29 protein-coding genes and 1 riboswitch are annotated in these 26284 nt (G+C 45.3%); of the genes, 9 read left to right on the plus strand and 20 right to left on the minus strand.

Annotated elements, in window-relative coordinates; all coding sequences use genetic code 11:
• Positions 1 to 9: 9 nt before the first annotated feature.
• Entirely contained in the window at positions 10 to 1650 is a 1641-nt protein-coding gene (locus CF394_RS11600; RefSeq protein WP_094943829.1) for a thiamine pyrophosphate-binding protein, read from the plus strand.
• A 47-nt stretch (positions 1651 to 1697) separates the two neighbouring features.
• On the opposite strand, the gene CF394_RS11605 is transcribed toward CF394_RS11600, so the two are convergent.
• The 8 genes from CF394_RS11605 to CF394_RS11640 all read right to left on the minus strand — a co-directional run bounded on the left by CF394_RS11605 (position 1698) and on the right by CF394_RS11640 (position 7010).
• Complete coding sequence (locus CF394_RS11605) at positions 1698 to 2273, minus strand: hypothetical protein (protein WP_094943831.1); 576 nt, start codon at positions 2271 to 2273, stop codon at positions 1698 to 1700.
• Positions 2274 to 2302: 29 nt separating this feature from the next.
• A complete protein-coding gene (locus tag CF394_RS11610) occupies positions 2303 to 2863 on the minus strand; it encodes a DUF4256 domain-containing protein (protein ID WP_207761719.1) in 561 nt (186 codons plus the stop codon).
• A gap of 13 nt (positions 2864 to 2876) precedes the next feature.
• A complete protein-coding gene (locus tag CF394_RS11615; RefSeq protein ID WP_094943834.1) occupies positions 2877 to 3350 on the minus strand; it encodes an AAA family ATPase in 474 nt (157 codons plus the stop codon).
• 28 nt (positions 3351 to 3378) lie between these two features.
• Complete coding sequence (locus CF394_RS11620; RefSeq protein WP_094943836.1) at positions 3379 to 3792, minus strand: hypothetical protein; 414 nt, start codon at positions 3790 to 3792, stop codon at positions 3379 to 3381.
• A complete protein-coding gene (locus tag CF394_RS11625; protein ID WP_094943837.1) occupies positions 3780 to 4370 on the minus strand; it encodes a GrpB family protein in 591 nt (196 codons plus the stop codon). The genes CF394_RS11620 and CF394_RS11625 overlap by 13 nt, the downstream gene beginning before the upstream one ends.
• Before the next feature lie 89 nt (positions 4371 to 4459).
• A complete protein-coding gene (locus CF394_RS11630; protein WP_094943838.1) occupies positions 4460 to 5320 on the minus strand; it encodes a MetQ/NlpA family ABC transporter substrate-binding protein in 861 nt (286 codons plus the stop codon).
• A gap of 12 nt (positions 5321 to 5332) precedes the next feature.
• Positions 5333 to 5995, minus strand: coding sequence for a methionine ABC transporter permease (locus tag CF394_RS11635; protein ID WP_094943839.1), 663 nt, complete (start codon positions 5993 to 5995; stop codon positions 5333 to 5335).
• On the minus strand, positions 5985 to 7010 hold the full coding sequence (locus tag CF394_RS11640) for a methionine ABC transporter ATP-binding protein (protein ID WP_094943841.1): 1026 nt from the start codon (positions 7008 to 7010) through the stop codon (positions 5985 to 5987). Before CF394_RS11640 ends, CF394_RS11635 begins: the two co-directional genes overlap by 11 nt.
• Before the next feature lie 104 nt (positions 7011 to 7114).
• Positions 7115 to 7217: riboswitch (SAM riboswitch) on the minus strand.
• A 230-nt stretch (positions 7218 to 7447) separates the two neighbouring features.
• Here CF394_RS11640 and CF394_RS11645 point away from each other — a divergent pair.
• On the plus strand, positions 7448 to 7813 hold the full coding sequence (locus CF394_RS11645; protein WP_094943843.1) for a VOC family protein: 366 nt from the start codon (positions 7448 to 7450) through the stop codon (positions 7811 to 7813).
• 38 nt (positions 7814 to 7851) lie between these two features.
• Here the strand turns inward: CF394_RS11645 and CF394_RS11650 are convergent, their stop codons facing one another.
• Positions 7852 to 8337 carry a peptide-methionine (S)-S-oxide reductase gene (locus CF394_RS11650; RefSeq protein ID WP_094943844.1) on the minus strand — a complete coding sequence of 162 codons (486 nt, stop codon included), beginning with the start codon at positions 8335 to 8337 and terminating at the stop codon, positions 7852 to 7854.
• Positions 8338 to 8467: 130 nt separating this feature from the next.
• Here CF394_RS11650 and CF394_RS11655 point away from each other — a divergent pair, with 130 nt between their 5' ends.
• The 5 genes from CF394_RS11655 to CF394_RS11680 all read left to right on the plus strand — a co-directional run bounded on the left by CF394_RS11655 (position 8468) and on the right by CF394_RS11680 (position 12699).
• Positions 8468 to 9094 (plus strand): toxoflavin lyase-like VOC family protein, encoded by a 627-nt coding sequence (locus CF394_RS11655; protein WP_165767550.1) that lies wholly within the window; start codon positions 8468 to 8470, stop codon positions 9092 to 9094.
• The gene (locus CF394_RS11660) at positions 9094 to 9633 is read left to right on the plus strand and encodes an alkaline phosphatase (protein WP_094943848.1); all 540 of its coding nucleotides are present in this window, start codon (positions 9094 to 9096) and stop codon (positions 9631 to 9633) included. Before CF394_RS11655 ends, CF394_RS11660 begins: the two co-directional genes overlap by 1 nt.
• A gap of 225 nt (positions 9634 to 9858) precedes the next feature.
• Positions 9859 to 10059 carry a cold-shock protein gene (locus tag CF394_RS11665; RefSeq protein WP_094943850.1) on the plus strand — a complete coding sequence of 67 codons (201 nt, stop codon included), beginning with the start codon at positions 9859 to 9861 and terminating at the stop codon, positions 10057 to 10059.
• Positions 10060 to 10481: 422 nt separating this feature from the next.
• Positions 10482 to 10994 (plus strand): GNAT family N-acetyltransferase, encoded by a 513-nt coding sequence (locus CF394_RS11675; protein WP_094943854.1) that lies wholly within the window; start codon positions 10482 to 10484, stop codon positions 10992 to 10994.
• Between the two features lie 259 nt (positions 10995 to 11253).
• Positions 11254 to 12699, plus strand: a complete 1446-nt coding sequence (locus CF394_RS11680; protein WP_094943856.1) for a DEAD/DEAH box helicase — start codon at positions 11254 to 11256, stop codon at positions 12697 to 12699.
• Between the two features lie 48 nt (positions 12700 to 12747).
• Here the strand turns inward: CF394_RS11680 and CF394_RS11685 are convergent, their stop codons facing one another.
• The 5 genes from CF394_RS11685 to CF394_RS11705 all read right to left on the minus strand — a co-directional run bounded on the left by CF394_RS11685 (position 12748) and on the right by CF394_RS11705 (position 16963).
• Positions 12748 to 13482 (minus strand): Fic family protein, encoded by a 735-nt coding sequence (locus CF394_RS11685; RefSeq protein WP_094943857.1) that lies wholly within the window; start codon positions 13480 to 13482, stop codon positions 12748 to 12750.
• A 191-nt stretch (positions 13483 to 13673) separates the two neighbouring features.
• Positions 13674 to 15326, minus strand: a complete 1653-nt coding sequence (locus tag CF394_RS11690; protein WP_094943858.1) for a b(o/a)3-type cytochrome-c oxidase subunit 1 — start codon at positions 15324 to 15326, stop codon at positions 13674 to 13676.
• A complete protein-coding gene (locus tag CF394_RS11695) occupies positions 15323 to 15799 on the minus strand; it encodes a cytochrome c oxidase subunit II (RefSeq protein WP_094943859.1) in 477 nt (158 codons plus the stop codon). Before CF394_RS11695 ends, CF394_RS11690 begins: the two co-directional genes overlap by 4 nt.
• A gap of 18 nt (positions 15800 to 15817) precedes the next feature.
• The gene (locus CF394_RS11700) at positions 15818 to 15940 is read right to left on the minus strand and encodes a cytochrome C oxidase subunit II (RefSeq protein WP_100353891.1); all 123 of its coding nucleotides are present in this window, start codon (positions 15938 to 15940) and stop codon (positions 15818 to 15820) included.
• A gap of 327 nt (positions 15941 to 16267) precedes the next feature.
• Positions 16268 to 16963, minus strand: coding sequence for a Crp/Fnr family transcriptional regulator (locus CF394_RS11705; protein WP_094943861.1), 696 nt, complete (start codon positions 16961 to 16963; stop codon positions 16268 to 16270).
• Positions 16964 to 17103: 140 nt separating this feature from the next.
• On the opposite strand from CF394_RS11705, the gene CF394_RS11710 reads away from it, so the two are divergent.
• Positions 17104 to 18684, plus strand: a complete 1581-nt coding sequence (locus CF394_RS11710) for a M2 family metallopeptidase (protein ID WP_094943863.1) — start codon at positions 17104 to 17106, stop codon at positions 18682 to 18684.
• Between the two features lie 110 nt (positions 18685 to 18794).
• On the opposite strand, the gene CF394_RS11715 is transcribed toward CF394_RS11710, so the two are convergent.
• A complete protein-coding gene (locus tag CF394_RS11715; RefSeq protein ID WP_094943865.1) occupies positions 18795 to 19187 on the minus strand; it encodes a hypothetical protein in 393 nt (130 codons plus the stop codon).
• A gap of 223 nt (positions 19188 to 19410) precedes the next feature.
• Between CF394_RS11715 and CF394_RS11720 the strand changes: the two genes are divergently transcribed.
• Positions 19411 to 20547: a Fic family protein gene (locus CF394_RS11720; RefSeq protein WP_094943866.1), complete on the plus strand. Its 1137-nt coding sequence runs from the start codon at positions 19411 to 19413 to the stop codon at positions 20545 to 20547.
• Between the two features lie 47 nt (positions 20548 to 20594).
• On the opposite strand, the gene CF394_RS11725 is transcribed toward CF394_RS11720, so the two are convergent.
• The 5 genes from CF394_RS11725 to CF394_RS11745 form a co-directional block, all read right to left on the minus strand.
• Positions 20595 to 21557 (minus strand): ABC transporter ATP-binding protein, encoded by a 963-nt coding sequence (locus CF394_RS11725; protein ID WP_094943868.1) that lies wholly within the window; start codon positions 21555 to 21557, stop codon positions 20595 to 20597.
• A complete protein-coding gene (locus CF394_RS11730) occupies positions 21554 to 22489 on the minus strand; it encodes a C40 family peptidase (RefSeq protein ID WP_341476741.1) in 936 nt (311 codons plus the stop codon). Before CF394_RS11730 ends, CF394_RS11725 begins: the two co-directional genes overlap by 4 nt.
• Positions 22434 to 23588, minus strand: a complete 1155-nt coding sequence (locus CF394_RS11735) for a mandelate racemase/muconate lactonizing enzyme family protein (protein WP_094943872.1) — start codon at positions 23586 to 23588, stop codon at positions 22434 to 22436. Before CF394_RS11735 ends, CF394_RS11730 begins: the two co-directional genes overlap by 56 nt.
• 16 nt (positions 23589 to 23604) lie before the next feature.
• Positions 23605 to 24528: a S66 peptidase family protein gene (locus CF394_RS11740; protein WP_094943873.1), complete on the minus strand. Its 924-nt coding sequence runs from the start codon at positions 24526 to 24528 to the stop codon at positions 23605 to 23607.
• A gap of 95 nt (positions 24529 to 24623) precedes the next feature.
• Complete coding sequence (locus CF394_RS11745) at positions 24624 to 26261, minus strand: peptide ABC transporter substrate-binding protein (protein WP_094943874.1); 1638 nt, start codon at positions 26259 to 26261, stop codon at positions 24624 to 24626.
• Positions 26262 to 26284: the final 23 nt, after the last annotated feature.

Here is a 26284-nt window from a genome sequence, read left to right on the forward strand (position 1 = left end):
AATTCAGTAATGAAAGCAGCACGTATCGTATTAGATGTTTTGAAGCAGAACGGGGTTCAGCACATGTTTGGAATCCCAGCAGGATCCGTCAACGCTTTTTTTGACGAGTTGACGCAGATGGACGATATTACGCCAGTCGTGACAAAACATGAAGGGGCTGCTGGCTACATGGCCGCAGCGTATGCGAAATACACGAATCATTTGGCAGTCTGTATCGCTTGTAGCGGACCTGGTGGCACGAACTTAGTTACAGGTGCAGCAAACGCGATGCGCGAGCACTTGCCTGTTGTCTTCTTAACAGGGGCTGTTCCTGTCAGCACGCTTGGTCTTAATGCATCTCAAGAACTGGATGCCGAGCCGATCTTCCGTCCTGTGACAAAGTACAGCGCGACAGTGAACGATGTAGCAAATGTCGTAGAGGAAATCACAAAGGCTGTTGAAATTGCTCTTTCAGGCGTTCCCGGACCGGTTCACATCGCCCTGCCGATTGACGTACAACATCAACAAGTACCAGATGCAACGCTTCCTGCTGCTGCTGAGCGTAACTTGATTACACCGGATGCAGACGTCCTTGACCGCGTAGCAGAAGAACTAATCACCCGTGAGAGCGGCTATATTTTAGCTGGGCAAGGGATTCGAAATGCCGTCCCTGCACTACTCGAGCTTGCCGAAGTCTTGAACTGGCCAGTTGTTACGACACCTCAAGCGAAAGGCTATTTACCAGCGAGCCACCCACTAGTTGTGGGGGTCTATGGATTTGCCGGTCATGAGGCTGCTTCAGAATTGGTTTCAGGAGATGCGCACAACGTAGCGCTGATTATTGGTTCTAGTTTAGGAGAAACGGCTACAAACAACTACAACGCAGCCATCACACAAGATCGTTTCACTGTTCAACTCGACTTTGATGCTTCGGTGTTCAATCGCAAATACGTAGTCGACGAGGCAGTACTTGGCGATATTACGTTGAGCGTACCGGCACTTCTTGAAGCTGTAAAAGCTCGTAAAGGCGCGACGTCACCTGCTCCACTCAAAGTGAAAAAGCAAGCTCCTTCTGAAGGTGGTTCGGAGTATACGACAAAGAACGTGCTACTTGCATTGCAACAATCTCTACCTGCTTCGACTCGTTACACAATCGATATCGGGGAGTTCATGTCTTACATGATCAACCATTTAGAAGTAAAAGAATCGTATACCTATGAAATCAACGTCCACTTTGGAGCGATGGGAAGCGGAATCGGCTCAGCAATCGGCTCGAAGCTTGCGGAACCAGAACGCCCAGTCGTCTGTATCACAGGAGACGGATGCTTCTTCATGCACGGCATGGAGCTGTTGACGGCGAAGGAATACAACTTGCCGATTTTGTTCGTCGTTATGAACAACGCTCGTCTTGGTATGGTGTACCATGGTCACAACTTGCAGTTCAAACGCACGCATAGCGCATTCGAACAAGAGCCGGTGAATATCAGTGCCATGGCAGCTGCTATGGGAATTCCAAGCCACCGTGTGAGTGAGATGGAAGACCTGACAGAAGAACGCGTCCAAGAGCTACTGTCTCATAACGGTCCAGCTGTTCTCGAAGTCTTCTTAAAAGATAACAGTACTCCTCCAATGGGAGACCGTGTGAAGTTCTTATCTTCGTTCGGAAAATAAATGAAAAGCCTCTGTGAACTCGTTAGGAGTCCGCAGAGGCTTTTTGTTTAGTTATGAACCTCACTTTGAGGCATGTGTTTTAAAAGCGTTCCGATTGTTTGTCCTTTAAAAGCATCCGGTACAGGTGCATCTTCTGCACTTTCATAATAAAAACTCGAGTGACTCGAGTTGGCGATGTACCCCATTTTCAAGAAAGCCTCTACCATCGAGTCCGGTGCAGAGAGCCTACCTGTTCGTTCCTTGTATACCGGTGTGATGAACACTCGAGCGATTCGGTCACCATCCCCTGAATAGACGACAAAACAGTCCGCCTGCTCTGCAATGACCCAGCGTCTTTTCGCGTACAACGAGATACCTGCTCCTTCTAATGCAGAAATGGCTTCAAGGTTCACTCCAAACAGTTCATTTATGAACTGGCGAATTTCTTTTCCCGTAACTTCACCTTGTCTTTGTGTAAGTTCTTGGTCCACTAAGTCACGCGCCTTTTGAGAAGAAGCTTGTAGGAGAGGTACTTGGTCCAGATCCATACCAAAAATTTCACGAATCACAGGAAAAAGCTCTTCGCTTGTAAGTTTTGTACCGTAAGGTTTAAGCGCTGCATCCATCCGTTCTGCTTTGTTCATTTCTATTCCTCCATGTCGAATGCTTACTTCTAAACTTTTAATACTCCGCGCCAGCCACGTGCCCCATAATAGGAATCAGCTCCGTTGTGGTAAACAAAGACCGTGTTATAACGTCGGTCGGCAAACAGCGCACCACCGAGCGTTCGAATCGCTTCAGGTGTAGCAATCCAGCTAGAGGTCTTCAGATCGAACTCACCAAGAGTTTGTAGATAGCGATACTGCTCTTCATCTAGTAGTTCTACACCCATCGCTTCTGCCATTTCAACAGCCGATTGCTCTGGTGGAAACTTCTTACGGCCTTCCCGTGCGGCTTGATCGAAGCATGTGCTGCGACGTCCCTTTGGACTTTCTTTCGCACAGTCGTAGAAATGGAACGTTCCTGACGCTTCATCAAAATACACGACATCTGGCTCACCGCCGGATTGTTCCATTTCATAGAGATTCATTAGTGCTTTTTCATTCGCGTTAAGCTTTTCCGTTACTTGCTCCCAAGGGACTGCCGGGTGACGGTCACTGTTCTTCTCAAAACGCGATTTAAGAGTTTCTAAAAGCTCTTGTTTCTCTAAATCAGTTAGTTCGTGATTTGCCATACGAATTCCCCTCTCAATTTCTTAATACACTTTCAAGAGTCTTACATACTTCATCGATGCTTAGGTTTGTAGTATCTAGGATAAGATCTGCACTTTTTTCCAATAGAGGCAACACGGTTCTATGGTTTTCAAGAATCTCTGTACGTTGCTCTGGAGTTTTTCCGTAATCGTTCGTGCTCCGTTTCTCCACTCTTTCTAGCATAGAAGTCAACTCTGCTTTCAATAAAACGACTACATCAAAGTCTTGATAAAATACCCCTTGATTGTCGCAACATCCTGAAATAAATAAGTGTGAGGATCTTGCTGATTCCACTAACTCTGTCATTTTCTTTTCTTTTAAAAAACGTTCTGTACCGTTCTCGTGAGTCACTTCTATTACGTAATCTCCGTAATCTGTATCAACCGTTTGATACCCTAGACGATTTAATCCTTTTAACGCACTGGTCTTTCCAACCCCTGATAAACCTGTCACATAAACTACTGTCATAAGAGCCCCCTATCTGTTACCTTCTACTTTACCCTTGTATTTCAAGTGGTTCAACTACCCAAGGAAGCCATAATTCCATCATGACTTGAACAACAGGAGTAGGCAACTCGTCTGGTACGAAGTCCAGGTCTTCTGTATCGAGAAATAGAGTAATTTCTTCATCGGAATAGCTAGAATCGACAGCCTCCCCCACCACATGATAAATCGCTAAAAATTGATGGTGCTCTCCCTCTTGATCAATTTGCATAATCTCTACCGCTTTCGCTAGGTCTATACCATAGCGATCTGCGAAACCTTGAATCCAGTCAGGCAATGAGGGGATAGAGTTGATGTAGTTTTGACAATAGAGACAAGAGCACGATTCTAGTGAAAAAGGCAATGTCTTGTAAACTTGGTGTGTTTGCAGATGCTGTTCATGACTTTGATTTATTAGATGGACCATTTAGTTTCACCTCTATATTGTTTTGGAAGGATACACCTGACTGTTTTCATTTGTAAGGATTCAATCTTGCTCACTTGCCAAGCTGTGGCCTGCTGTTCAAGCTGCTGCACTAAGTCATGTTTTCCTTCTATATAACTTGTTATGTTGGTGGGATACGATTGGGCAAGTTGAAGCTTTAAATCACCGTATTGTTGTGCTTCCTTGGGATGTGCACGGAGATAGTCTCGAAACACCAAATGACGCTCGATTTCCGGATTCCCCACTTCAAAGACATGGACATGATGAGTCCGGTTGTCGCAACCTTTTTGAAAGTAGCGTCGACCGGGCAGTCCGTTCTCTCCTCTTGGCTCATAGCCGAGTGCTTCCATCCGAGCATTGAAAGCATCCACTTGCTCAAGGTTTGTGACGACTGGTAACAAATCGATCACCGGTTTTGCTGCCAGACCCGGAACTGCCGTACTCCCGATATGATGAATGTCTACAACTAAACCTCCAAACAGTTTGTGAAGAATATGCGCTTCTTGTTGAAATTGGCGAACCCAGTCTTGTTGATAAGGCTTTACAATCACTTTACGCATGGAATCCACATCCCCACTGTCTTTTTTACAGTGTAATAGAAAAAACCCACCGCAGCAAAGGGGGTCAAAGCTGCAGTGGGTGGGTGCCCTTATTTAAAATAGCTGTTCATTTTTTCAAACATAGCAACAGTTTCTTCGGCTGTTTTGCGAATGATGAATTTGCTTCCTTTAAACTCTTCATTGATAGCAGCTTCAACTGCTGGATCTTGGTAATACTCGACAATTTGCTGATACTCTTCTTTATCTGCTTCGTCTGCACGTGCAGCAATGATGTTGATGTACGGTTCGATAGTATCGGAATCTGCATTCTCAAAGTACACGGCATCTTCTGCTGGAACAAAGCCAGCTTGTACAGCCACTCCGTTGTTGATGAGTGAAATCGCTACGTCTGGTAATACACGAGCTGTCTGCTGTGGTTCCATCGCAATAAATTCAAGCTCTAACGGGTTCGAAGTGATCTTATCCAAGTCCCCTGTAATCCCAAAGTCTTCTGATAGCTCAATAACTCCTGCTTCTTGCAGCAAGTTCAATGCACGTGGAAGTGTGGATGCATCATTTGGAATGGCTACTTTGTCACCTTTCTTCAGCTCATCTAACGATTCAATTTTGTCAGAGTAGACTCCCAGTGGTGCGAACACAGTCGTTCCAACTGGCGCTAAGTCTTCTCCAGACTCAGCTACAAAGTTCGAGAAGAACGAGATTGTCTGGAATGCGTTCAAGTCGATGTCCCCTGCTGCTAAAGCCTTGTTTGGCATAATATAGTCTGTGAACTCTACGATTTCTACGTTCAAGCCATCTTCTTTTGCAAGTTCCACGATGACTGGCCATTGCGGTTCATCTGCACCGTTCACCCCGATTTTGATTGTCTCTTCTGCTCCATCTGCTGAGTTACATGCAGCCAGTGTAAGAGCTGCTGTTGCGGCAAGAGCCGCGAGTTTTAGTTTTTTCATGTGTGTAATCTCCTATCGTCTCATAATTTTTTTAGATAATGTATTTCCAAGCCACTGCGCAATCTGCACGAGCAGAATCAACACAATGACTGTGACAACCATGACGCTGGTATCAAAACGCTGGTAGCCGTAAGTAATAGCAATATGACCAAGGCCTCCGCCTCCTACATAACCGGCTACTGCTGAGAAGTCGATTAGACTGACGGTAACAAATGTTAGCCCAAGAATCAGTGGGCCAAGTGCTTCAGGAATGAGCACAGTAAATACAATCTGGAACGGGCTAGCACCCATTGCTTTTGCTGCTTCGATGACACCCGGGTCGATGCTAAGCAAATTCTGCTCAACAATTCGTGCCACACTGAACGTCGCCATGATGGCCATCGGAAATACAGCTGCCCCCACTCCTATCGTTGTTCCCATCACTATTCGCGTAATAGGCATCAAGAAGACAAGGAACACGATAAACGGGATAGGACGTACGACGTTGATGATCAAGTTGAGCAATCCGTACAAGAAGCGATTTTCTAGGATATTCCCTTGTCTTGATACGAACAAAGCGAGACCAACCAAGATGCCTAGAATGGAACCGAGGATTAGGGTCAAGATGACCATTGTGATGGTCTCACCAGTCGCTTCAATGATGCGCTGGTAGAATGTACTCCATTCAACTTTCATGGATGCTGACCTCCTTGATGGCGACGACCTGGTTCAGGTCTTGAATCGCTTTTTGAATATCTTCTGGTTTCCCCTTAAACGACACCACCAGATTTCCGAGCAGTTGGTTTTGAATTTCACGCACAGCGCCGTAGACGACGTTGAAGTGTACATCATGCTGCTGTGTAATCTTCGATAACAGTGGCTGACTCGTTGCAGCCCCAGTGAACGTCACCTGGTAGATGTGCTGATCTCCTGCTGCATGCCATTCTTTTAAAAGTGCCTGTGATGGCAAGTCTTTGTTGACGGACTGGATAAAACGTTTCGTCGTCGGATGCGACGGATTGGTGAAGACTTCAAAAACGTCTCCATGCTCGATGACATGTCCGTTCTCCATGACTGCGACACGGTTGCAGATGGTCGAGATGACGTTCATCTCATGAGTAATCAGAAGAACTGTGATTCCAAACTCTTCATTGACGCGCTTGAGAAGCTTCAAGATGTCTTCTGTCGTTTCCGGGTCGAGTGCTGAAGTGGCCTCGTCACAAATCAGAATTTCTGGGTTCGTTGCGAGTGCTCGTGCAATTCCGACGCGCTGCTTCTGACCGCCAGACAGTTGTTCTGGGTAGTTGTCTGCCTTGTCCGAAAGTCCAACGAACTCGAGTAGCTCTTTTGTGCGACGTGCGATTTCTGCTTTTGGTGTGCCTTCGAGTTTTAACGGGTAGCCGACGTTACCGGCAACCGTTCTAGACGTGAACAAGTTGAAGTTCTGAAAGATCATCCCGATTCGGCGTCGTTGCAGCCGAAGTTCTTTCGCACTCAAGGACGTGATGTCCGTATTATTGATTGTGATAACGCCTGTCGTCGGCTTCTCAAGTAAATTCACGAGTCGAAGCAATGTACTTTTGCCGGCTCCACTGAATCCGATGATGCCGAAGATATCGCCTTTCTTCACATCGAGCGATACGTTCTGTACCGCATGGACATCTCGTTTGCCGACTTTAAATGTTTTGGATACATCTTGGAATGTAATCATGGTGGGAATCCCTACTTTCCTACGTGCTTAGCTGGTTTTGAACATAAAAAAAGACCTTCATCTCTTAAGAACATAAGAAATGAAAGCCATAAAGAAGCCTCTCAGTCTTATCTCTCAAGTGATGGACACTTGCAGGATTTGGCACTGACGCTTGCGCGCTTTGCCGAGACTTCACAGGGCCTGTCCCTCCGTCTCTCGTGATAAGAATTGCTGGTATGTAGTTGTTGGTTTATTTCGACTTGCTAACTGTTTCACAGTCTAAAGCATCAAAGTTACCTCGTCAATAGTAATTTTACTAATTTTTTTAGTAGTCTGACTATGAAAGCGGTTCCTTTGTTGTCATGATAGGATTTCAATTAAGTAAATTTTTTTCTGAATAGTTGCATTACGTTATACTTAAACATAAGACAACTTCAAAATGAATAGGGGACACTTACATGATTCAAGCTATTGGCCAAATCGGCATTCCTGTAAAAGACATTACCCGCGCCACTGAATTTTATAAAACGCAACTTGGACTTCCTCTTTTGTTTACGGCAGGTAACTTATCCTTCTTCGACTGCGACGGCGTTCGTTTGATGCTCACTCTTCCGGAGTCAGAGATGTTTGACCATCCGAGTTCTGTTTTGTATTTTAACGTATCGGACATCCAGGAAACTTATGCTCAGTACAAAGCGAAAGGAATTGAGTTTACAGATGAACCACATGTTGTGGCAGAGATGAATGGCACTGCAACGTGGATGGTCTTCTTTAAAGATACAGAAGGCAACGCTCATGCGTTTATGAGTGAACAACCCGTATAAGCAAGAACCCCCTATCCGAGAAGGAAAGGGGGTTCACTTTATGTAGGGACGTTTGTCTTGTACTTGGTCAGTAGGCTTTGTGGAATATGGCAGTAGTCATCCGGACAACGCTCTAGACGGTCTTGATGTTCCTCAGCACTTCTCACATAGTTTGTTAGGGGAAGCACTTCAACTACAACTCGCTCTGCGTCTTCTCGCTTTGCAATAAAAGCTCGTGCCTGTTCTAGGTGATTAGCATCCGTACTATAGATGCCTGTCCGGTATTTCTCGCCGACATCTTCCCCTTGTTTGTTCAGACTGTAGGGGTCAATGATCTCGAAAAAGTAACTGAGTAGTTGTTCGAAAGAAACGACAGTCGGATCAAATTCTGTTTTCACACACTCTGCATAGCCATCGTAAGAACTCTCCAGAGTGTTCGTAGTTCCATTCGCTCGACCAGCCTCTGTAGCGGTGACGCCTGGCAGCGTTTTGACGAATGCCTGCACACCCCAGAGACATCCTCCAGCTAAATATACGGTTTCCATCCTCTTCACTCCTTTATCCTACTTTTAGTATCGCATATACATAGAAAATGTGGAATTTCAGCCTTTCGAATGGGTCATCTTTTGAAGGAAAACCGTAATCTGAAACTAACTAAAAAAGTAGGTGACCCCTTTGCATATTGAATCTATAACTATATACAGTGCTGCGTTAGAAGCTACTCGAAACTTCTATCGTGACACACTCGAATTTCCTATCCTTAAGGAATCTGAAACATACTTCACCTTACAAATCGACTCGACCTCTTTCACAATCCATCAAGCTCCACCTGAAGAAGCTCCTTTCTACCATTTCGCTTTTGACGTCCCTTCTAATCAGTTCGAAGAGGCAAAGAACTGGATTAAAGAGCACGTCTCGTTATTGACTGATGAAGGACACGATGAAGTTTACTTTCAAACTATTGATGCGAAATCCATTTACTTTGAAGATCCATCTGGAAACATCGTCGAGTGGATCTGTCGATTATCGGACTCTCCCTCTAGTTCTGTGTCATTCCATCCGAGCCTGTTGCAGAAGGTATCAGAAATGAGTTTAGTAGTACACGACAAGTTAGCAGCAGCTGAACAACTTGAAACAGTCGGAGTACTATCTCGAGATCACCAACCCGTTCCTTCTGAAGGATTGACCTTTATGGGAGAACGAGAAGATGCCGCTTATCTCCTTCTTGTACCAAAAAATCGTGTTTGGTACTTCTCGGATAAACTCTCAGTAGTCCACCCTCTCTCCATTCGATCTTCTTGATGGTCGAAGGCTCTCAAATCGACTGGGCAGGACATGCACATGATGCCGCTTGGGCAATGAACGATTCCAAAGCATTTGACGAAGCGGTGGCTGCGGCAATTGAATTTGCAAAGAAAGATGGCAACACACTAGTTGTAGTAGCCGGTGATCATGAGACAGGCGGCATGTCTGTCGGTGCGAACGGTGTGTATGATGTGAAAACGGAAGTCCTACATGATGTAACAGCTACAGGTGATGTGATGGCATCAAAGTTATCGGAGTCTCGTGACAATGTCCAAGAAGTAGTGAAGGAACATACGGGATTGGATTTATCTGAAGATGAAGTGAACCGTATTGTTGAAGCGAAAGATCCGGCCATTGCTATCAATGAAGTCGTGAGCGACCGCGCATTGATTGGCTGGACGACAAGCGCGCATACAGGAACGGACTTACCTATCTACGCGTATGGTCCACAAGCGGAAGCTTTCTCTGGCCTGCTCGACAACACAGACATTCCGAAAAAGATGGCCAAAGCGATGAAGATTGAGTTGAATAATTAAGGATAAAAGCCGGAACCGTGCCTCTCGGAGAGCGGTTTCGGCTTTTTACTGGACTTCTCTCTTGGGATGCGGTATACTTCAATTAATAAGTTCATGAAGTACAAAACATCTAATTCACCTATTCCAAAGAGTATCAGGGTATTATTTCGGTACTTTTTGCAATATGTGAATTTTTTTATTGCAAAAAAAATGATCTTATTAATAACTTATATGGAGGTCATTTAAATGACACAAGGTACAGTAAAATGGTTTAACGCAGAAAAAGGTTTCGGATTCATCGAAGTTGAAGGCGGAGCAGACGTATTCGCTCACTTCTCAGCAATCCAAGGCGAAGGCTTCAAGTCTTTAGAAGAAGGCCAAAAAGTTGAATTCAACATCGAAGAAGGCCAACGCGGACCTCAAGCTTCAAACATCGTAAAACTTTAATTTTCCGATCTGAAAAGCATCCCACTTGTGGGGTGCTTTTTTTGTGTTTTGAGAAGATTGCGGGATTCGGAGACGCCGGATTGGTTTCCATAATTTCAGGAATGTCAGAGGAGGGCGAGCTAACGTAGGAATGGAGGGAGTTAACGTAAGAGTGTAGCCTGCTAACGTCACAATCAGATCACTTACTGTAATAATCACTCAACTAAAGCATTTCCTTACTGCGTTCCAACCCATTTTCGCTTCGGTCAAGGTGGTTTTTTTAATGGTTAAAGACCTTACTAGGAAGGTCTTGGCTAGCTGAGATCGAGGAATCTCCTCATCAACTCTACTTCCCCTTAAAAATTTCTTCCCATTCAGTAGTTTTCTGCTAAACTAGGACTATTCAAATTGTGACTCCACCCCACCATGAAAGGAAGAACCCGATGATCCGTCCTGCTACCCTCAATGACCTTGAAGAAATACTCTCTATTTACAATGATGCCATCGTCAATACTACTGCCGTCTACTCGTATCATGCCCAAACCATTGAAGACCGCAAAGCATGGTTCGAACAGAAACAAGCAGACGGTTACCCAGTCATCGTCTTTGAAGTCGAAGGACACGTTGGCGGCTTCGCTACATTCGGCCCGTTCCGAGCTTGGCCGGCCTACAAATATTCAATTGAACACTCGGTTTACGTGAACACGGATTACCGTAAACAAGGTATCGGACGCAAGTTGCTTCAAGCTATTATCGACCTTGCGAAAGCTGGAGACTACAAGACCCTTGTCGCAGGTATCGATGCCGCAAATGACAAGAGCATCTGGCTCCATGAAAAGTTAGGATTCACCCATTCCGGAACTGTTCGCAATGCAGGCTATAAGTTTGAAAGATGGCTGGACTTGGCTTTCTACCAGCTAGATCTCGATGGACCAGAGATACCGGAAGAAGGCTGATTTCAATTTTCACTTGCGAATCAAAAAGTTAGAAGCGATGAAGGCACAGTAGCTTGTGCTTCCATCGCTTCTTTTACATTTCCTTTGGTGCTGCATAACCACTATTTTAGTTTATATATAGACTCAATTGTATCTTCTCTGTTACGTTTCCACAAAAACCCGATAAAATTATCGATTTTCACGTATAATAAGACATATTGACATATGTACGGAACTGATTCGATGTATGACGAAAAAAACTAACAAACGAGGTAACTTAATGACAACAAACCATTTTAACGATTTCCCTATCAGCGAAGACATTCGCCGTGCCCTGAAGATTTTGAAGTACGATACGCCGACTGAAGTGCAGCAGAAGGTTCTTCCCCTTGCCTTTGAAAATCAAGATTTAGTCGTGAAATCTCAAACAGGTAGCGGAAAGACAGCGGCTTTTGGTATTCCAGTAGCTGACCAGATCGAATGGGAAGAAAAGAAGCCACAAGCATTGATTCTGACACCAACACGAGAACTCGCTGTACAGGTTCGTGAAGATATCACGAACATCGGCCGCTTCAAACGTGTGAAGGCTGTAGCTGTTTACGGGAAAGAACCGTTCTCGAAACAAAAAGAAGAATTGAAACAGAAAACCCATATCGTTGTGGGAACACCAGGCCGTGTACTCGACCATATTGAACGTGGAACGCTCGATTTAGAGAAAGTGAAGTATCTGATCATCGATGAAGCGGATGAAATGTTAAACCGCGGTTTTATCGAGCAAGTCGAAGACATCATCCGACAAGTCCCGGACAACCGCGTAACAATGGTGTTTTCAGCCACTCTTCCGAATGACATCGAGAGCCTGTGTCACGAGTATATGAACGACCCAACGCACATTGAAATCGAATCTACAGGTGTGACAGCTTCGACGATCGAGCACTCGATGATTGAAGTAAAAGAAGAAGACAAGATTGCGTTACTGAAAGACGTCACAGTCGTTCACAATCCAAACAGCTGCCTGATTTTCTGCCGTACGAAAGAAAACGTAGACAGTGTGTACAGTGAACTTGAAGAGGCTGGGTATCCGGTAGAGAAGCTACACGGTGGTATCGTTCAAGAAGACCGTTTCTCTGTCATGGAAGGCTTTAAACTTGGCAACTTCCGCTACCTAGTAGCAACAGATGTGGCCGCACGCGGAATCGATATCGACAATGTCAATCTCGTCATTAACTACGACGTACCAATGGAAAAAGAAGCCTATGTGCACCGTACAGGTCGTACGGGACGTGCCGGCAATGAAGGAACTGCCATCTTGTTCGCAACACCTCATGAAGGCAAGTTCGTTCGTTCTATCGAGCGCTACATCGGTTTTGAGATTCCTAAAGCGGAAGCTCCTGAAGCAGGTGACGTTGCGAAAGCTCGTCGTGACTTTGATGAGAAGCTTGCAAGTCGTCGTGTCGTGCGCAACAATAAGACTGCTCGCATCAACCAAGACATCATGAAGCTCCACTTCAGCGGTGGGAAGAAGAAAAAAATCCGTGCCGTTGATTTAGTTGGTACGATTGCGAACATCCCTGGTGTATCCGCTGAAGACATCGGCATTATAACAGTTCAAGACCATATGTCTTATGTCGATATTCTAAACGGCAAAGGCTCTCTGGTGCTTCAAGCTATGGAGTCTACACCGGTCAAAGGTAAGAAACTAAAAGTCAGCAAAGCGTTGAAATAATATTAAAGAGCCCGACATCCCCTATTAATAATGGATGTCGGGCTTTTCTCATATCGTTTCCACCGTACTTAGATACAAATCCAGAGAAGCTTCCACTTCTTTAGCAACCAATTCAATAAAATCCTCATAATCTTCTGTTGTGTGAGCCTTATCAAGTGCACTGTAATATGCTAAACGATTCTCCACTCGAATAATGATAGGTGGATATCCTGATTTCATCAACTCTAAATTCAGTAACAATCGAGAGGTTCGCCCGTTTCCATCGATAAAGGGATGAATTCCCACAAAGAGCGCGTGTAACATGGCCCCTCTTTCTACCGGATGCAATCCCTGGGCCTCTTCCTCGTACCACTGAATCAGACGTTCCATCTGCTCTGGAATTTTCATAGGAGAGGGTGGCGTATGAATTGCCCCTGAAATAAATACTTGTTGATCTCTATATACTCCTGCATAGCTATCATTAATCCCCTTAAGTACGAGACGATGCAGATTTTTAATTTGCCACTCGGAGAGGGTTTCTCCTGTTTGGACAATCTCTTCCACATAGCGAATCGCCTCTTGGTGATTAATAACTTCTAAGTGCTCTCTAAGTGTCTTGCCACCTACAGTAATCCCTTCTAGAACTACCTTAGTTTCTTGAAGAGTCAGTGTATTTCCTTCAATCGCATTGGAATTATAAGTCCATTCTAAAAATAGTTTCTCGCGTAAACTTTGGATGGAGTATGTTGGAAGAGGACGCTTACTATCAAGCCGTTCTTTCTTAGCATTAATGATTTCGAACATGATTCCCCATCCCTTTCCAGTAGTAGTGTCTTTAGTATATCCTACTTTTATCGAATTCAAAAACCCCACTACCTCTCCAGGCAGCGGGGCTCTCCTCACTCTTCTTCTGTAGTCAATTCAATAAAAATACCCGTGGTCAAGACAATGACAAGGAACATGGAAACTAGCATCAAGAACATTCTACTCAACTCCTACCATGTGATAAATCCTTTAGAACCAGGCGGTGCATCTTGAATCATTTGAATGATTGGGACAGCGTACGCCACAAGTATCAACGCAAACGCGATTCCAATCCAGACTTTCCAATCCTCGAAGATCTTCGGTGTTGCTTGTTTATCACTCTCTGCTAATGGGAACTCTACGAATTCATGAGCTTCCACCGCTTTTGGTGAAATGAAAGCACTCATAATGACGATGTAAAGGAGTAACATAGCCGATAAGAACAAGATGCTGCCTCCGACTGCCATCGTCACGTGGTTCGTCAAGATTCCATCAAACCACTCAAGTGCAGAAGGATGGTTGTTGTAGTTCGAGAAAGCCGTACGGCGAGGCGCTCCAAGAAGTCCTAAGATGTGCTGCGCTGTACTCATCAAAATCATTCCCACTGTCCAAGTTCCAATCTGGATGAACGCAAGCTTTTGCATTGTTTTTGAGAACTTGCGACCTGTCAGATACGGAATCATCCAGAACGTCAATCCCATAAACGTCATCGCAACCGGTGTTCCCACTGTGATGTGGAAGTGACCGACGATCCAAAGCGTGTTATGGACAATCTCGTTTAGTTGGAAACTAGCATTGATAATCCCGCCAGCTCCCCCGGGAATGAAGAATGCCATTGCAATGAATAGTGATGTGAAACGCACATCTTTCCAAGGAAGTTGTGTGAACCAGCCGAACAAGCCTTTTCCACCATTTTTACGACCTGCGCGTTCAAAGTTCGCAAACATCGAGAACGCTGTCATTAGGGACGGAATGATAACCATGAATGTTAAGACGACTTGGAAGAACTTCCAGAAGTTCGAGATCCCCGGCTCCATCAACTGGTGGTGGAATCCAACAGGAATCGAGAACAGGATGAATAGGATAAATGCTAAGCGAGCAAGCGCATCACTGAATACCGGTACTCCGATGATCTTTGGTACAACCACGTACCAAGCCATATATGCTGGTAATAACCAGAAGTACACGAGCGGGTGACCGAAATACCAGAACAGTGAACGGCTCAGCTCGACATTGATCGTATCGACCCAACCGAATGCCCATGGAATGTACTGGAACAACACAGTCGCTACAACTCCAAGACACGCAATGATCCATAAAATAATCGTCGAAACAGTCATGAAAGCAAACAGTGGACTTAATTCACCAGGATTCGCTTTACGCCATTTCATATAATGGCCTACAAGTGCGAAACTCATGATCCAACTACCGACCACAAATAGAGCAAGACCTACATAGTACCAACCGCTTGCCATCAGCGGCGCATAGAACGTATAGAGTACAGACGCTTTCCCGCTGACAATCATGACTGTTGCTAGGACTGTACCAGCTAGCATTACAACAAAACCAATCCAGTTCCACAGCAACACTTTCGGTCCGAATGCGCCTAAGCTTTTACTCATACCCGTGATAAAGAATGCAAAAATGAAGAAGGTTGTAAAAATAAGTGCGAGAAGCACGCCGTGTGCCGTTAAGATCTGATAGTAATCCAACCATGCCGGAAGAACCAATTTATCGTTACGAATGAAAACTTGAAGCAATCCAGCTAAGGTTCCGATCAAGAAGGCCGCGTAGGCGACACCGATGTTCCAAAGGGCTAATTTACGATCTGCTGCTGCTATCATTCTTCTGTCACCTCAATTTCCGCGAACATGTAATGGTGACCGGTTCCGCAGTATTCATTACATAGAATCAGATATTTCCCAGGCTCTTTAAATGTGTACGACTTAGTCGTCACTTGCCCTGGAACCACCATCATATTGACGTTTGTATTGTCGATTGTAAAACTGTGTACAACATCCGTACTTGTAAGTTTGAAAATCACTTCTTTGCCGACTGGCACTTTCAGCTCCGGTGCTTCGTATGCGAAAGCCATAGCTACGATTGTTGCTTGATACGTGTCTTCGTCGAGCTGTTTGACACCCGGCTCATTGAACGGAGCCGTCTCTTTTACTTTCTCTTGATCAATCGTCTCGATACCACCCGCTGGTGTGTGCTGTTCATGAGAGAAGGCACTCACGCCCACAATGCTCAGGAACACGACGAGGGCCGCGATGCCGAACGTCATCCAGATCTTTTCATATTTATGAAGATGCATAGGTATTCTCCTTTTCGCTTAGTTTGCTAGATACATTAGGTAAACCGCCACCCACATGGCCACAATGACAAATCCCACAAAAAAGACACTGATCAATGTCCCTTTTAGATTCTCTTCTTGTACTTGCTGCTTCTTAGCCAATCCGTTCACCTCACCTAAGTTCTTGTTGTGTTAAGCGTAAAGCAATCCTATGCGGGCAACTGTGATAAATATCACATCTGTGACAAAAATCTACAGTAAATGTGAAATCATTTCATACTTTTGTCAAACTTTGTCTGATGGGGGTTGGGTGAGCGGGTGTTCATCTGCTTTGGCGCGGGTTTCTTCTACATGTCTTGTGGTTTGTTCTTCATGCGGAGGGATTTCTTCTACATCGAGGCCAGTTTCTTCTACCAAAGTCCCTTTGAGCATTCTCAAACCGCAAAAAACCACTTCCGGCTCGGAAGTGGTTCAGTATCATGTATTTAGTTAATCAATGCGACATAGTGTCAACGGGCAGTGCTCACATTGAATTTCATTTTTTAAATAGGCCACGTCACGGACCAGTAGCTTACCGTCCATCGTGGACACCACTTGCTGCTTCTTCAAATCCGCTAGCATCCGGTTCGTCACTTCACGCGCCATACCGCAGAAGTTTGCGAGGTCTTGGTTCGTCAAATGGACATCGATCAAGATGCCTTCTGCTTTCTCGACACCGTAACTGTTGGTCAAACGAATCAACGTCGAATAAAGTGCCCCTTTCTTACCGTTCAAAAGCAGGTCCCGGAAGCGCGTCTGCGTCTTCTGCTGGTTCAGACACATCCACTTCATGAAAGCTGCGGCAAGCTTCGGATTGTGTTGCAGCTCGTTCTCTAGCTCTTTGATTGGAAACATGTAGCACGTCGCGTCTTCTTTTACCTTCGCATCGAGCATGTAATTAGCGTCTGGTGAATACAAATAAACCTCTCCAAGCAGTTGCCCTTCTCCGCAGATACGAAGCGTCAGCTCTCGACCATCCGAGCTCACTTTGTTAAGCTGCACTTTCCCCTTCGTCAGAAAGAACAGATGCTGGATCTTATCGCCTTCTTGGAACAAGTAACTATCTTTCGCGAAACTCTTCACATGATGAGGAAGTGCGAGCAACTCCTTCAAGTCCTCTGAAATCGTATCTTTTTCTACATACATGCGGGTTCCCCTCCAATAGTTATATTTATAATACCACTTTATACCATCCACTTTAGATTAGCTAGGGAATGTTTTACTAATTTAAAGGACTTTTCATTACGGGTGGCGAAATATAAGTATGGAGAAAGGACGGGATGTAATTGACTACCCTACAGACATTTTTAAATGACTTTAATAACGAAACGGAACGCCTCTATAAAGTTGGTTCAGAAGCCTCTTGGATGGCACAGACGACGGGCGAGGCCGAGTGGGCAGAGAAAGCTGGAGACGCGGACACGCAGTACAACCTGCTGTTCTCTTCGAAAGAGAAATACGAGCAGGTCCAGGCCTTCCTTGCTTCTGGCGAAGGAACAGAAATCGAGAAACGCCAACTCGAGATTTTGTTGAATGACATGAAGAGCAACCAACTTCCGGAATCGATCATTGAAGATCTCGCTAAACGAGACGCAGAATTAAATTTAGTGTTCAACACGTACTCACCTAAAGTAGATGGCAAAGCCTATTCTGCGAATGACATTCGGGAAGTCTTGATGACAAGTGAAGACCAGGAGCTCCGTAAAAAGGTTTGGTTCGCTAGTAAGGAAGTCGGCCAAGCCGTTGAGAAAGATTTGCTCGAACTCGTGAAGAAACGCAATGAAGCAGCGCGCCTTCTCGGCTACAACGACTATCATGAGATGAGCTTCGAGTTGCAGGAACTGGACCGTGACGAAGTATTCCGTATCTTCAATGATCTGGTCGAACAGTCCGAAGATGCATACCGCGCAATGAAAGAGAAACTAGACGCGCGCCTAGCTAAGAAATTTGGCATCGCTCCAGAAGACATTCGCCCCTGGCATTACGTGGACCCGTTCTTCCAAGAAGCACCGCCTTCTGATGAAACAAACTTGGATACGTTCTATAAAGGAAAAGATATCCTGCAGCTGACGACGGATACATTTGATGCGATGGGCATCAAAGTGGATGACCTCTATGCAAAGAGTGACCTCTTCCCGCGAGACAAGAAGAATCCGACGGCTTTCTGTATGGATATTGACCGCTCTGGTGACGTCCGTGTGCTCTGTAACTTGAAAGAAAATGCCTACTGGTCGGAGACGAACTTGCATGAATTTGGCCACGCAGCGTATTTCAAATACCTCGACATGGATCTGCCGTTCACGTTACGGACAAACAGCCATACATTGACGACAGAAGCCATCGCGATGATGTACGGCAAGATGGGCAAAGATCCTCGCTGGTTAAGCCGCTTTCTAGGAATGGACGAAGCGACAGTGAACGAGCTCGCGCCTGAACTTGAAGAGTTCCAACAACTGCAGATGCTGATTTCGATGCGCTGGATCGTGACGTTCGTGTACTTCGAAAGAGAACTCTACGCAAATCCGGACCAAGACTTGAACGCGCTTTGGTGGAAAACGGTGAACGACATCCAACTCGTCACGCCACCTGAGGAAACGAATAACCCCGACTGGGCAGCGAAGATCCACTTTACACTAGCTCCTGTCTACTACCAGAACTACTTATTAGGCGAACTGATGGCTGCACAACTTCAGCGCCATATCGAGACGCAGATTTCTCCAGAGTTCTTTACAAAAGAAGCGGGTGAGATGCTTCTGAACGACTTCTTCAAACCAGCCGCTCTATATGACTGGAACGAAAAAATTCGTCGTGTGACAGGTGAGACATTGAACCCTTCTCATTTTGTGGAGTTGTATTGTAAGAAGTAAATACAAACGGCTGGCTCCTGTTTAGGGAACCAGCCGTTTTTGATAACTTTCCTGCTGGCGTATACGAGTATATTTGTATATGTATATACTCGTATACAACACCTTAACTTTTAAAATTTGGATGCTACTTTTATATACTCATTTTTAATCAATTCTTTCGCATCTTTTAAATTTGAAGCATCTACTAAAACTTCTAGTGGAATATAGACTTCATGACCCTTTCGCTTAAACTTTCGCAGGGATTCAATTTCAAAACCTAAAAGTGCTTGAGCTTGTTTTTGAATCTCGATTCCTCTGGTAGAGTTGGGATTTCCAGCATCTACATGAAGAATCAAACATCTATAATTTTTCTCACCATTCAAGGTGGCGAATTTCGCCATCTTCCCTGCAAATTTCATAGGTGTGAAACCTATAGACAAGGTCTTTCCCGTCATAGAGATCCTCATTGGACCCAGTGAACCTAGAAATTTGTATAAATCACTAAATACGATTAATTCATTCATTGCAACATCCACCTTTACCTACTAATAATCAGTTAAGAAAATCATACCTTTATCTTATAGAAATTCAACAAGTAAAGTCGTCAGATATTCAATAGAATAGTTATCACAATTTTTGAAAACACTGTTACAATAAAATAATTTTATATCATTTCATTCTTTAAAGTGATATATTATATTAAATTAAATAAGAATTTCAATATTTTTTCCTTAAGGAGTGTTTAAAATGTCTCCAATAAAAGGTATTCAAAAATTACCTGTCTCAATCCCACTTTCTAAAGCAACAAATCTATTGCTCTTATTACATGAAGTTTCAAATAAACTTGGACGATTAGATGAACGGTTTAAATATTCTGTACTAGGGGCGGAATTAATCAATACACTGTCTTTGAATGAATCTGTGCAATCTACTCGAATTGAAGGTACTCAAGTTACATTTATAGAGATGATCGAAAAAGCTCATAAAACCAAAATCACACCTCAGATGAATGAAGTTGAGAATTATCGAAAAGCACTTCAACATGGGTATGAACAAATTCGAAATGGCTATCCAATCTCTACACGATTAATTTTAGAATTACATGTACTTTTAATGAAAGATTCAAGGGGAACAACTGAGGGTAGTGGTGAGTTTAGAAAAATACAAAACTTCATTGGACCAAGCAACAAAATTGAAGATGCATCTTATATACCCGTAGATGCAAATGAAATTGCAGCCTACTTAAGTAATTGGGAGAATTTTATTAATAAACATCCTTATGGACAACCTCTTACTGTGGATCATTTAGTAAAAGAAAACATGTTTATTATCGATGAAAATAGCCCATCTCTTCTAAAGCTAGCTGTGATGCATGCACAATTTGAATCTATCCATCCGTTCTTAGATGGCAACGGTCGCCTGGGAAGAATTTTAATCACGTTATACTCTGTGCAATCCAATCTAATATCAAGCCCTATCTTTTTTGTCAGTGAAGAGCTTGAAAAGCAGCGCTTCAAATATTATCACTATTTGAATACTACCAGGGGAACGAATCCAAGTTGGGCCGAATGGATTGAATTTTTCTTGCAAGCCTCTAATCGTATGGCCGATAAATTAAATTTATTATTAGAGGATGCAGAAAAAATAGCAAAGAGTGGGTTAGCGAAGTGCGATAAAGAAATTCAAAAGAAGACATATCTCTTAACATTTAGATATCCCAACACAACTGCAAATCAGATTTCACAAGAACTCAACATCTCACCTGCAACGGCAAGACAAGCATTGAACTTTTTAGTAGAAAAGAACCTTCTTTTCAAAGATACTCAAGCAAAGCGCAATGTAGACTATTTCAACTATGACATTACCCAATTGATTCAAAAATAAGAAAACAAAGCCATCAAACGTTCTAGACGTCTGGTGGCTTCATTTAGCTAGTTATACAAATGACACGCCACAAAATGCCCTGGCTTCTGCTCTTTCCAAGCCGGCTTCTCTGCAGCGCAAACATCCATCGCATAAGGACAGCGCGTTCGGAACACACAGCCAGATGGCGGATTGATTGGACTCGGTAGCTCACCTTTAAGCAGTATGCGCTGGCGAGATTCTTCGACGTCCGGATCCGGAATCGGGATAGCTGATAACAATGCCTGCGTATACGGGTGCAGCGGCTCTTCGTATAGCTGCTCGCTCGTGGTCAGCTCGACCATGTGACCGAGATACATCACGCCGATGCGGTCGGAGATGTACTTGACCATGGACAGGTCGTGGGCGATGAACAGATACGTCAGGCCCTTTTCTTTTTGCAGCTTCTGAAGCAACTTCACGACTTGTGCCTGGACGGATACGTCGAGTGCGGAAATCGGTTCATCTGCGATTATGAATTCTGGGTCGAGCGCTAGAGCACGCGCAATCCCGATTCGCTGGCGCTGACCACCTGAGAACTCATGCGGGTAACGGTTGGCGTGGTCACGGTTCAAACCAACGTCTTCGAGTAACGTGTAGACGCGTTCTTGGACTTCTTTTTTCGTCTTGTACAGACCGTGGATTTGCATTGGCTCTGCGATGATTTCAAAGACCGTGGAACGTGGGTTCAAGGAAGCGTACGGATCTTGGAAGATCATCTGCATCTTTCTCAGGAACGCCTGACGCTCGTCTCCCGTCATCTCATGCACCTGCTGACCTTCGTAGGCGACGGCGCCTTCTGTCTTGTTGTATAAGCCTAAAATCGTGCGGCCTGCTGTGGATTTCCCACAACCCGATTCTCCAACGAGGCCAAACGTTTCGCCTCGTTGGATCTCAAAGGAAATGCCGTCCACGGCTTTTAATGTCTGGTTGCTACCGACGTCGAAATGACGTTTCAAGTTGTCTACTGTCAATAATGCCTCTTTCGTCACAACGTCACCCCTTCTCTCACACGTGCAAAGCGTCTTACTGCGCACAGCTCTTTCACAAATTTCGTACCTTCTAAAGTTCGAATTTCAATCGACTGTCCTGTTGACGGTGAATGGATCATTTGTCCGTTGCCGGAATAGATGCCAACGTGGCGTACACTGCCTGTACCTTCATCGTTCGCAAAGAACAACAGGTCGCCTAGCTGCCACTCACTTTGATCGTCTTTGTTTACTTCTAATCCTGCCACTGCCTGGTCGCTCGCATCTCGTGGAATCAAGTAGCCTGCTGCTTTTGTCATCTGGTAGCTGAAACCTGAACAGTCATAGCCGTAGCTCGACATGCCTCCCCAGAAGTACGGGAGATCAAGGAACGGAAGTGCAAGCTTCACAATCGCTTCTCCGTCCAACTTTGGTAAAGCATCAAGAGCCGTTACAAGTTCGATATTGAATGTTGCTAGGAGCGCTTCTCCATGAGGAGTTTGCACCACAGTGAACTCTTCCGACACCCCACTCACAGGAAGTATAGTATTAAACGATAGAACTAGGAGCGGCTGCTTCTCAGTTGTCCAGAGCTGAGATCTACCGACTTTCACTCGGGCAAATTGCTGTGGAGTGCTTTGCTCGACTTCCGCAAGCTGCTTCACCGGAACCCATCCCGGATAGCCGCGTTCATCTTTTTTGGACCCTTGCCACGGACAGACGACTTTTGCCCAGTCCCCTTCAACTGAGTCGACGATAACTGGCTCCCCGTAAAGGAGTTGCGTCTGTACGCGGTTGCCATCGCACAAGTCGAGTAGTTCCTCGTAACGCATCTTTTCAATCCATTTGTTCAGCTGCACTGGATGTTCAAGCCCGAACTGGTCGATCTCTCGCGGTGCTTCAGGTGACGTCCACACGGTTGCTACGGAGACCGCGCATACCCAATTCGTTGTCATTGTCATTCCCCCGTTCTTCATTCGTTCGTACATCTGTAACGCCAAGTCCAGGCGCATCGGAGAACCGAATCGTTCTTCCTTGGTATATGATGCCGCCCTTTACAATGTCCTCAGATAACATCAAAGGCGCATCGAAATCGAATCGCGTGATGTTCGGCTGGCTCGCTGCAAAATGAGCAGCCGCAGTGATGCCGAGCTTGGTCTCGATCATGCTGCCGACCATGCACTGTATGCCGAAGCTCTCTGCTAGCGTGTTGATCTTTTTTGCCTGGTAGATGCCACCTGCCTTCATCAGTTTGATGTTGATGAGGTCTGCTGCTCGGAGCTGCAAGACGCGCAAGGCATCTTGTGGTGAGAAGACACTCTCGTCCGCCATGATGGGTGTATCTACGTGATCTGTTACGTATTTCAATCCATCAATGTCGTGTGCTTTGACTGGCTGTTCGATGAGCTCAATATTGAGGCCTTCGTCTTCCATCGTACGGATAGCGCGGACTGCTTCTCGCGGAGACCATCCTTGGTTTGCATCTAAACGAATTAAGACAGTCGGATCTACGACCTGTCGAATCGCACGGATGCGCTCGATGTCTTTTTGAATTTCGTTTAATCCAACTTTGACCTTCAATACATTGAAGCCATTTTGGATGTAGCGCTTCGCATCTTCCGCCATCTCTTCTGGTCTGTTGACGCTGACCGTAAAGTCGGTCTCGATCTTACTACGGTACCCGCCAAGTAGTTCGACGAGGGGTTGATTAGCGAGCTGACCGAGCAAATCATGAAGCGCCATATCGACAGCTGCCTTCGCACTCGAGTTGCCTACGAGTGACCGGTGCAGCTTACTAAAGATGCGTTCCGCATGCCGCAGGTCTTCTCCAACGAGTTGAGGTGTAAACACTGAATTAATCACAAACTGGATGCTCGCAAGCGAGTCTCCGGTGATGACGTGTGTCGGAGGCGCTTCTCCCCAGCCGACTGCTCCGTCTTCAGTGGTGACTTTAACGATAACGGTTTCCGCGACTGTGACCGTGCGGAGGGCCGTTTTAAATGGTTTGATAAGTGGCACAGCGGCCACCTGTGTTTCAATCGAATGAATCAGCAACGGTCAAACTCCTTCCTTATTGGACTCCAGGTTGGAGTGTTAATGTTTTAGCGTCCGCATCGAGTTTCGCCTCGACCCCTAATGGAATCGCAAAGTGCGGCTCACAGTGGCCAATCTTGAAGCCACTGACAACGGGCTTCTCTAAACGGCCCACATAGTGTTCCAGGACTTGATCGAGCGTCAGAGACGTCTTGCGCTTCTTCGGTTCTGCTTTTGCGAAGTCTCCAACAACAATTCCTGCAGCGTCATCGAGCTTCCCTGCCTGACGCAGTTGGTTCAACAAGCCGTCGACTCGGTACGGTTCTTCATCGATGTCTTCAATGAACAACAGCTTTCCTTTTGTATCGATCTCGTACTCCGTGCCTAATGAGTTCACGAGTAGCGATAGGTTGCCTCCGACAATCATGCCTTCCGCGACACCACCGTGCCAGACGTGAAGTGGTGCAATGTCTTCTGTATAGTGCAGCTCTTTTGGTCCGAACAATTGATAGAACTGGTTGCGCGACAGCTCTTGGAAGTTGTCGGTTCCGACGTCTGATGCAAGCATCGGTCCGTGGAATGTGACCATGTCTGCGAACTTGCCAAAGACGGTATGTAAAATCGTGATATCGCTGTAGCCCCAAAGGACTTTTGGATTGTCTTTCATCAATTCGGCGTCGATTCGTTCAGCGTAACGCGCGGCTCCAAACCCGCCTCCTGCGCAGATGATGCCCTTCACTTCTGGGTCACGCAAGGCGTTATGCAGATCTTCAAGACGCTCGTCGTCCGTACCTGCGAGGTACCCGTAAACGTTCTCCACGTGTTTCCCCATCTTGACCTTCAGTCCGAGCTCTTCAAGAAACGGGAGCGCTCGTTTAAGATTCTCTAAGTTCGGCGGACTTGATGGTGCGATGACCGCTACGGTATCTCCTTGTTGCAACCTGTTTGGACGCATTCTCATGTTGTTTTCCTCCTAGTTCTGGCCTTCTGACAGAAAAGGATGCATCCTTTTCTCTAAGAAAAACAGAAGGGGCGCCACTCGTGTGGCGCACACCTCTATTCGTTTTTATCTGCCCATTTCAACTCGAGGTACCCGACTGGGTGACGCACGATTCCTGAAACAGATGGTTTTTCTAAGCTTACTTGGTTGTAGAAGTGGATCGGGAAGATCGGAGCTTCTTCAAACAAGATCTGCTCTGCTTGTTTCAGCATTTCCCAGCGCGCTTCTGCGTCTGTTTCTTGTTTCGCATCGGCAATCAGCTTATCGAATTCTTCGTTCGACCAACCTGTACGGTTCATAGAGGAACCTGTGATAAAGCTCTCGATTGCATTCACTGGGTCTGCGTAGTCATGCAAGAATGAAGAACGAGACAACTGATACTTCAATTCTTTCTGCTCAGATGCAAATACGCTTGCTTCTACGTTTTGAAGCTTCGTATCGACGCCTAGTGCATCTTTAAACTGTGCTTGTAGAGCTTCTGCAATCTTTTGGTGCGTGTCAGAAGTTGAATACGTCAATGTCACTTCAGGAAGTGTTGACCAACCTTCTTCTTTCATGCCTTCTTCTAGCAATTTCTTCGCTTCTTCTGCGTTCGTCATCACTAGGTCGCCAACTTCTTCACGGAAGTCGCCACCACTTGGACCAGTAAATCCATAAGATACGAAACCGTGTGCTGGTTTTTCACCATTCTTTGTAACGAACTCCACGATTTCTTGTTGGTTTACAGCCATCGCAAAGGCTTTACGAACTTTCTCATTCGTGAACGGTTCCATCGTTGTGTTGAAACGATAGAAGTACGTTCCTGCCTGATCTTCATTTGTTACTTCATCGCTTGTCATCAATTCTTCTGCAAGTTCAGCTGGTACAGCTGACACATCTAGCTCATTAGATTCATACATTTGGTACTCAGTGTTGGAGTCATTGACCATTGCCCACTCGACTTTATCGAGTTTTACAGTCTCTGCATCCCAGTAGTTTTCATTTTTCTCAAAGACCATTTTTGCATCATGTTCCCATGAAGCCAGTTTGAATGGTCCGTTCCCAACGAATGATTCTGCGTCTGCAAACCACTTGTCATTTTCCGTAGCCACTTTTTCATTGACCGGGAAGAAGCTTGGATTCGTGATTATGTTCAAGAAAGCATCTGTTGGAGCTGTTAATTTTACTTCGAATGTCTTTTCATCGACTGCTTTGATAGCTACGTCTTCTGCAGTCCCTTCGCCCGTATTGAATGCTTCTGCGCCCTCAATAAAGTAGCCAAGGAATGCTGCTGGTGATGCTGTGTTTGGATCTAACATACGAGTCCAGCCGTAAACGAAGTCACCTGCTGTGACAGGGTCACCGTTTGACCATTTCGCATCTTCACGGATAGTAAACGTATACGTTAAGCCGTCTTCAGAAACATCGATTGTCTCTGCTGTAGCTTCGTGAGGCAGGTCATCTTCACCTAAGCGCGTTAAACCTTCCATCAAGTTGTTCAGTGCGTTCCAAGATACCGCGTCAAACCCAACAGATGGGTCAAATGTTGTCGGCTCAGAACCGTTGTTCAAGTACAATACTTTTTCAGCAGCGGTCTCTTCTCCGCCAGCCGGGTCTTTCTCTGTCGTGTCTTTTCCTGCATCATCGTTCGCAGTACATGCAGCAAGCATGATAGCCACGAAAGCTGTGAACAGTAGTACTAGCCATTTCTTCATCGTATAAAATCCCCCTTGTCCTC

The organism is Tetzosporium hominis (genome assembly GCF_002265435.1).
Lineage (GTDB): Bacteria > Bacillota > Bacilli > Bacillales_A > Planococcaceae > Chryseomicrobium > Chryseomicrobium hominis.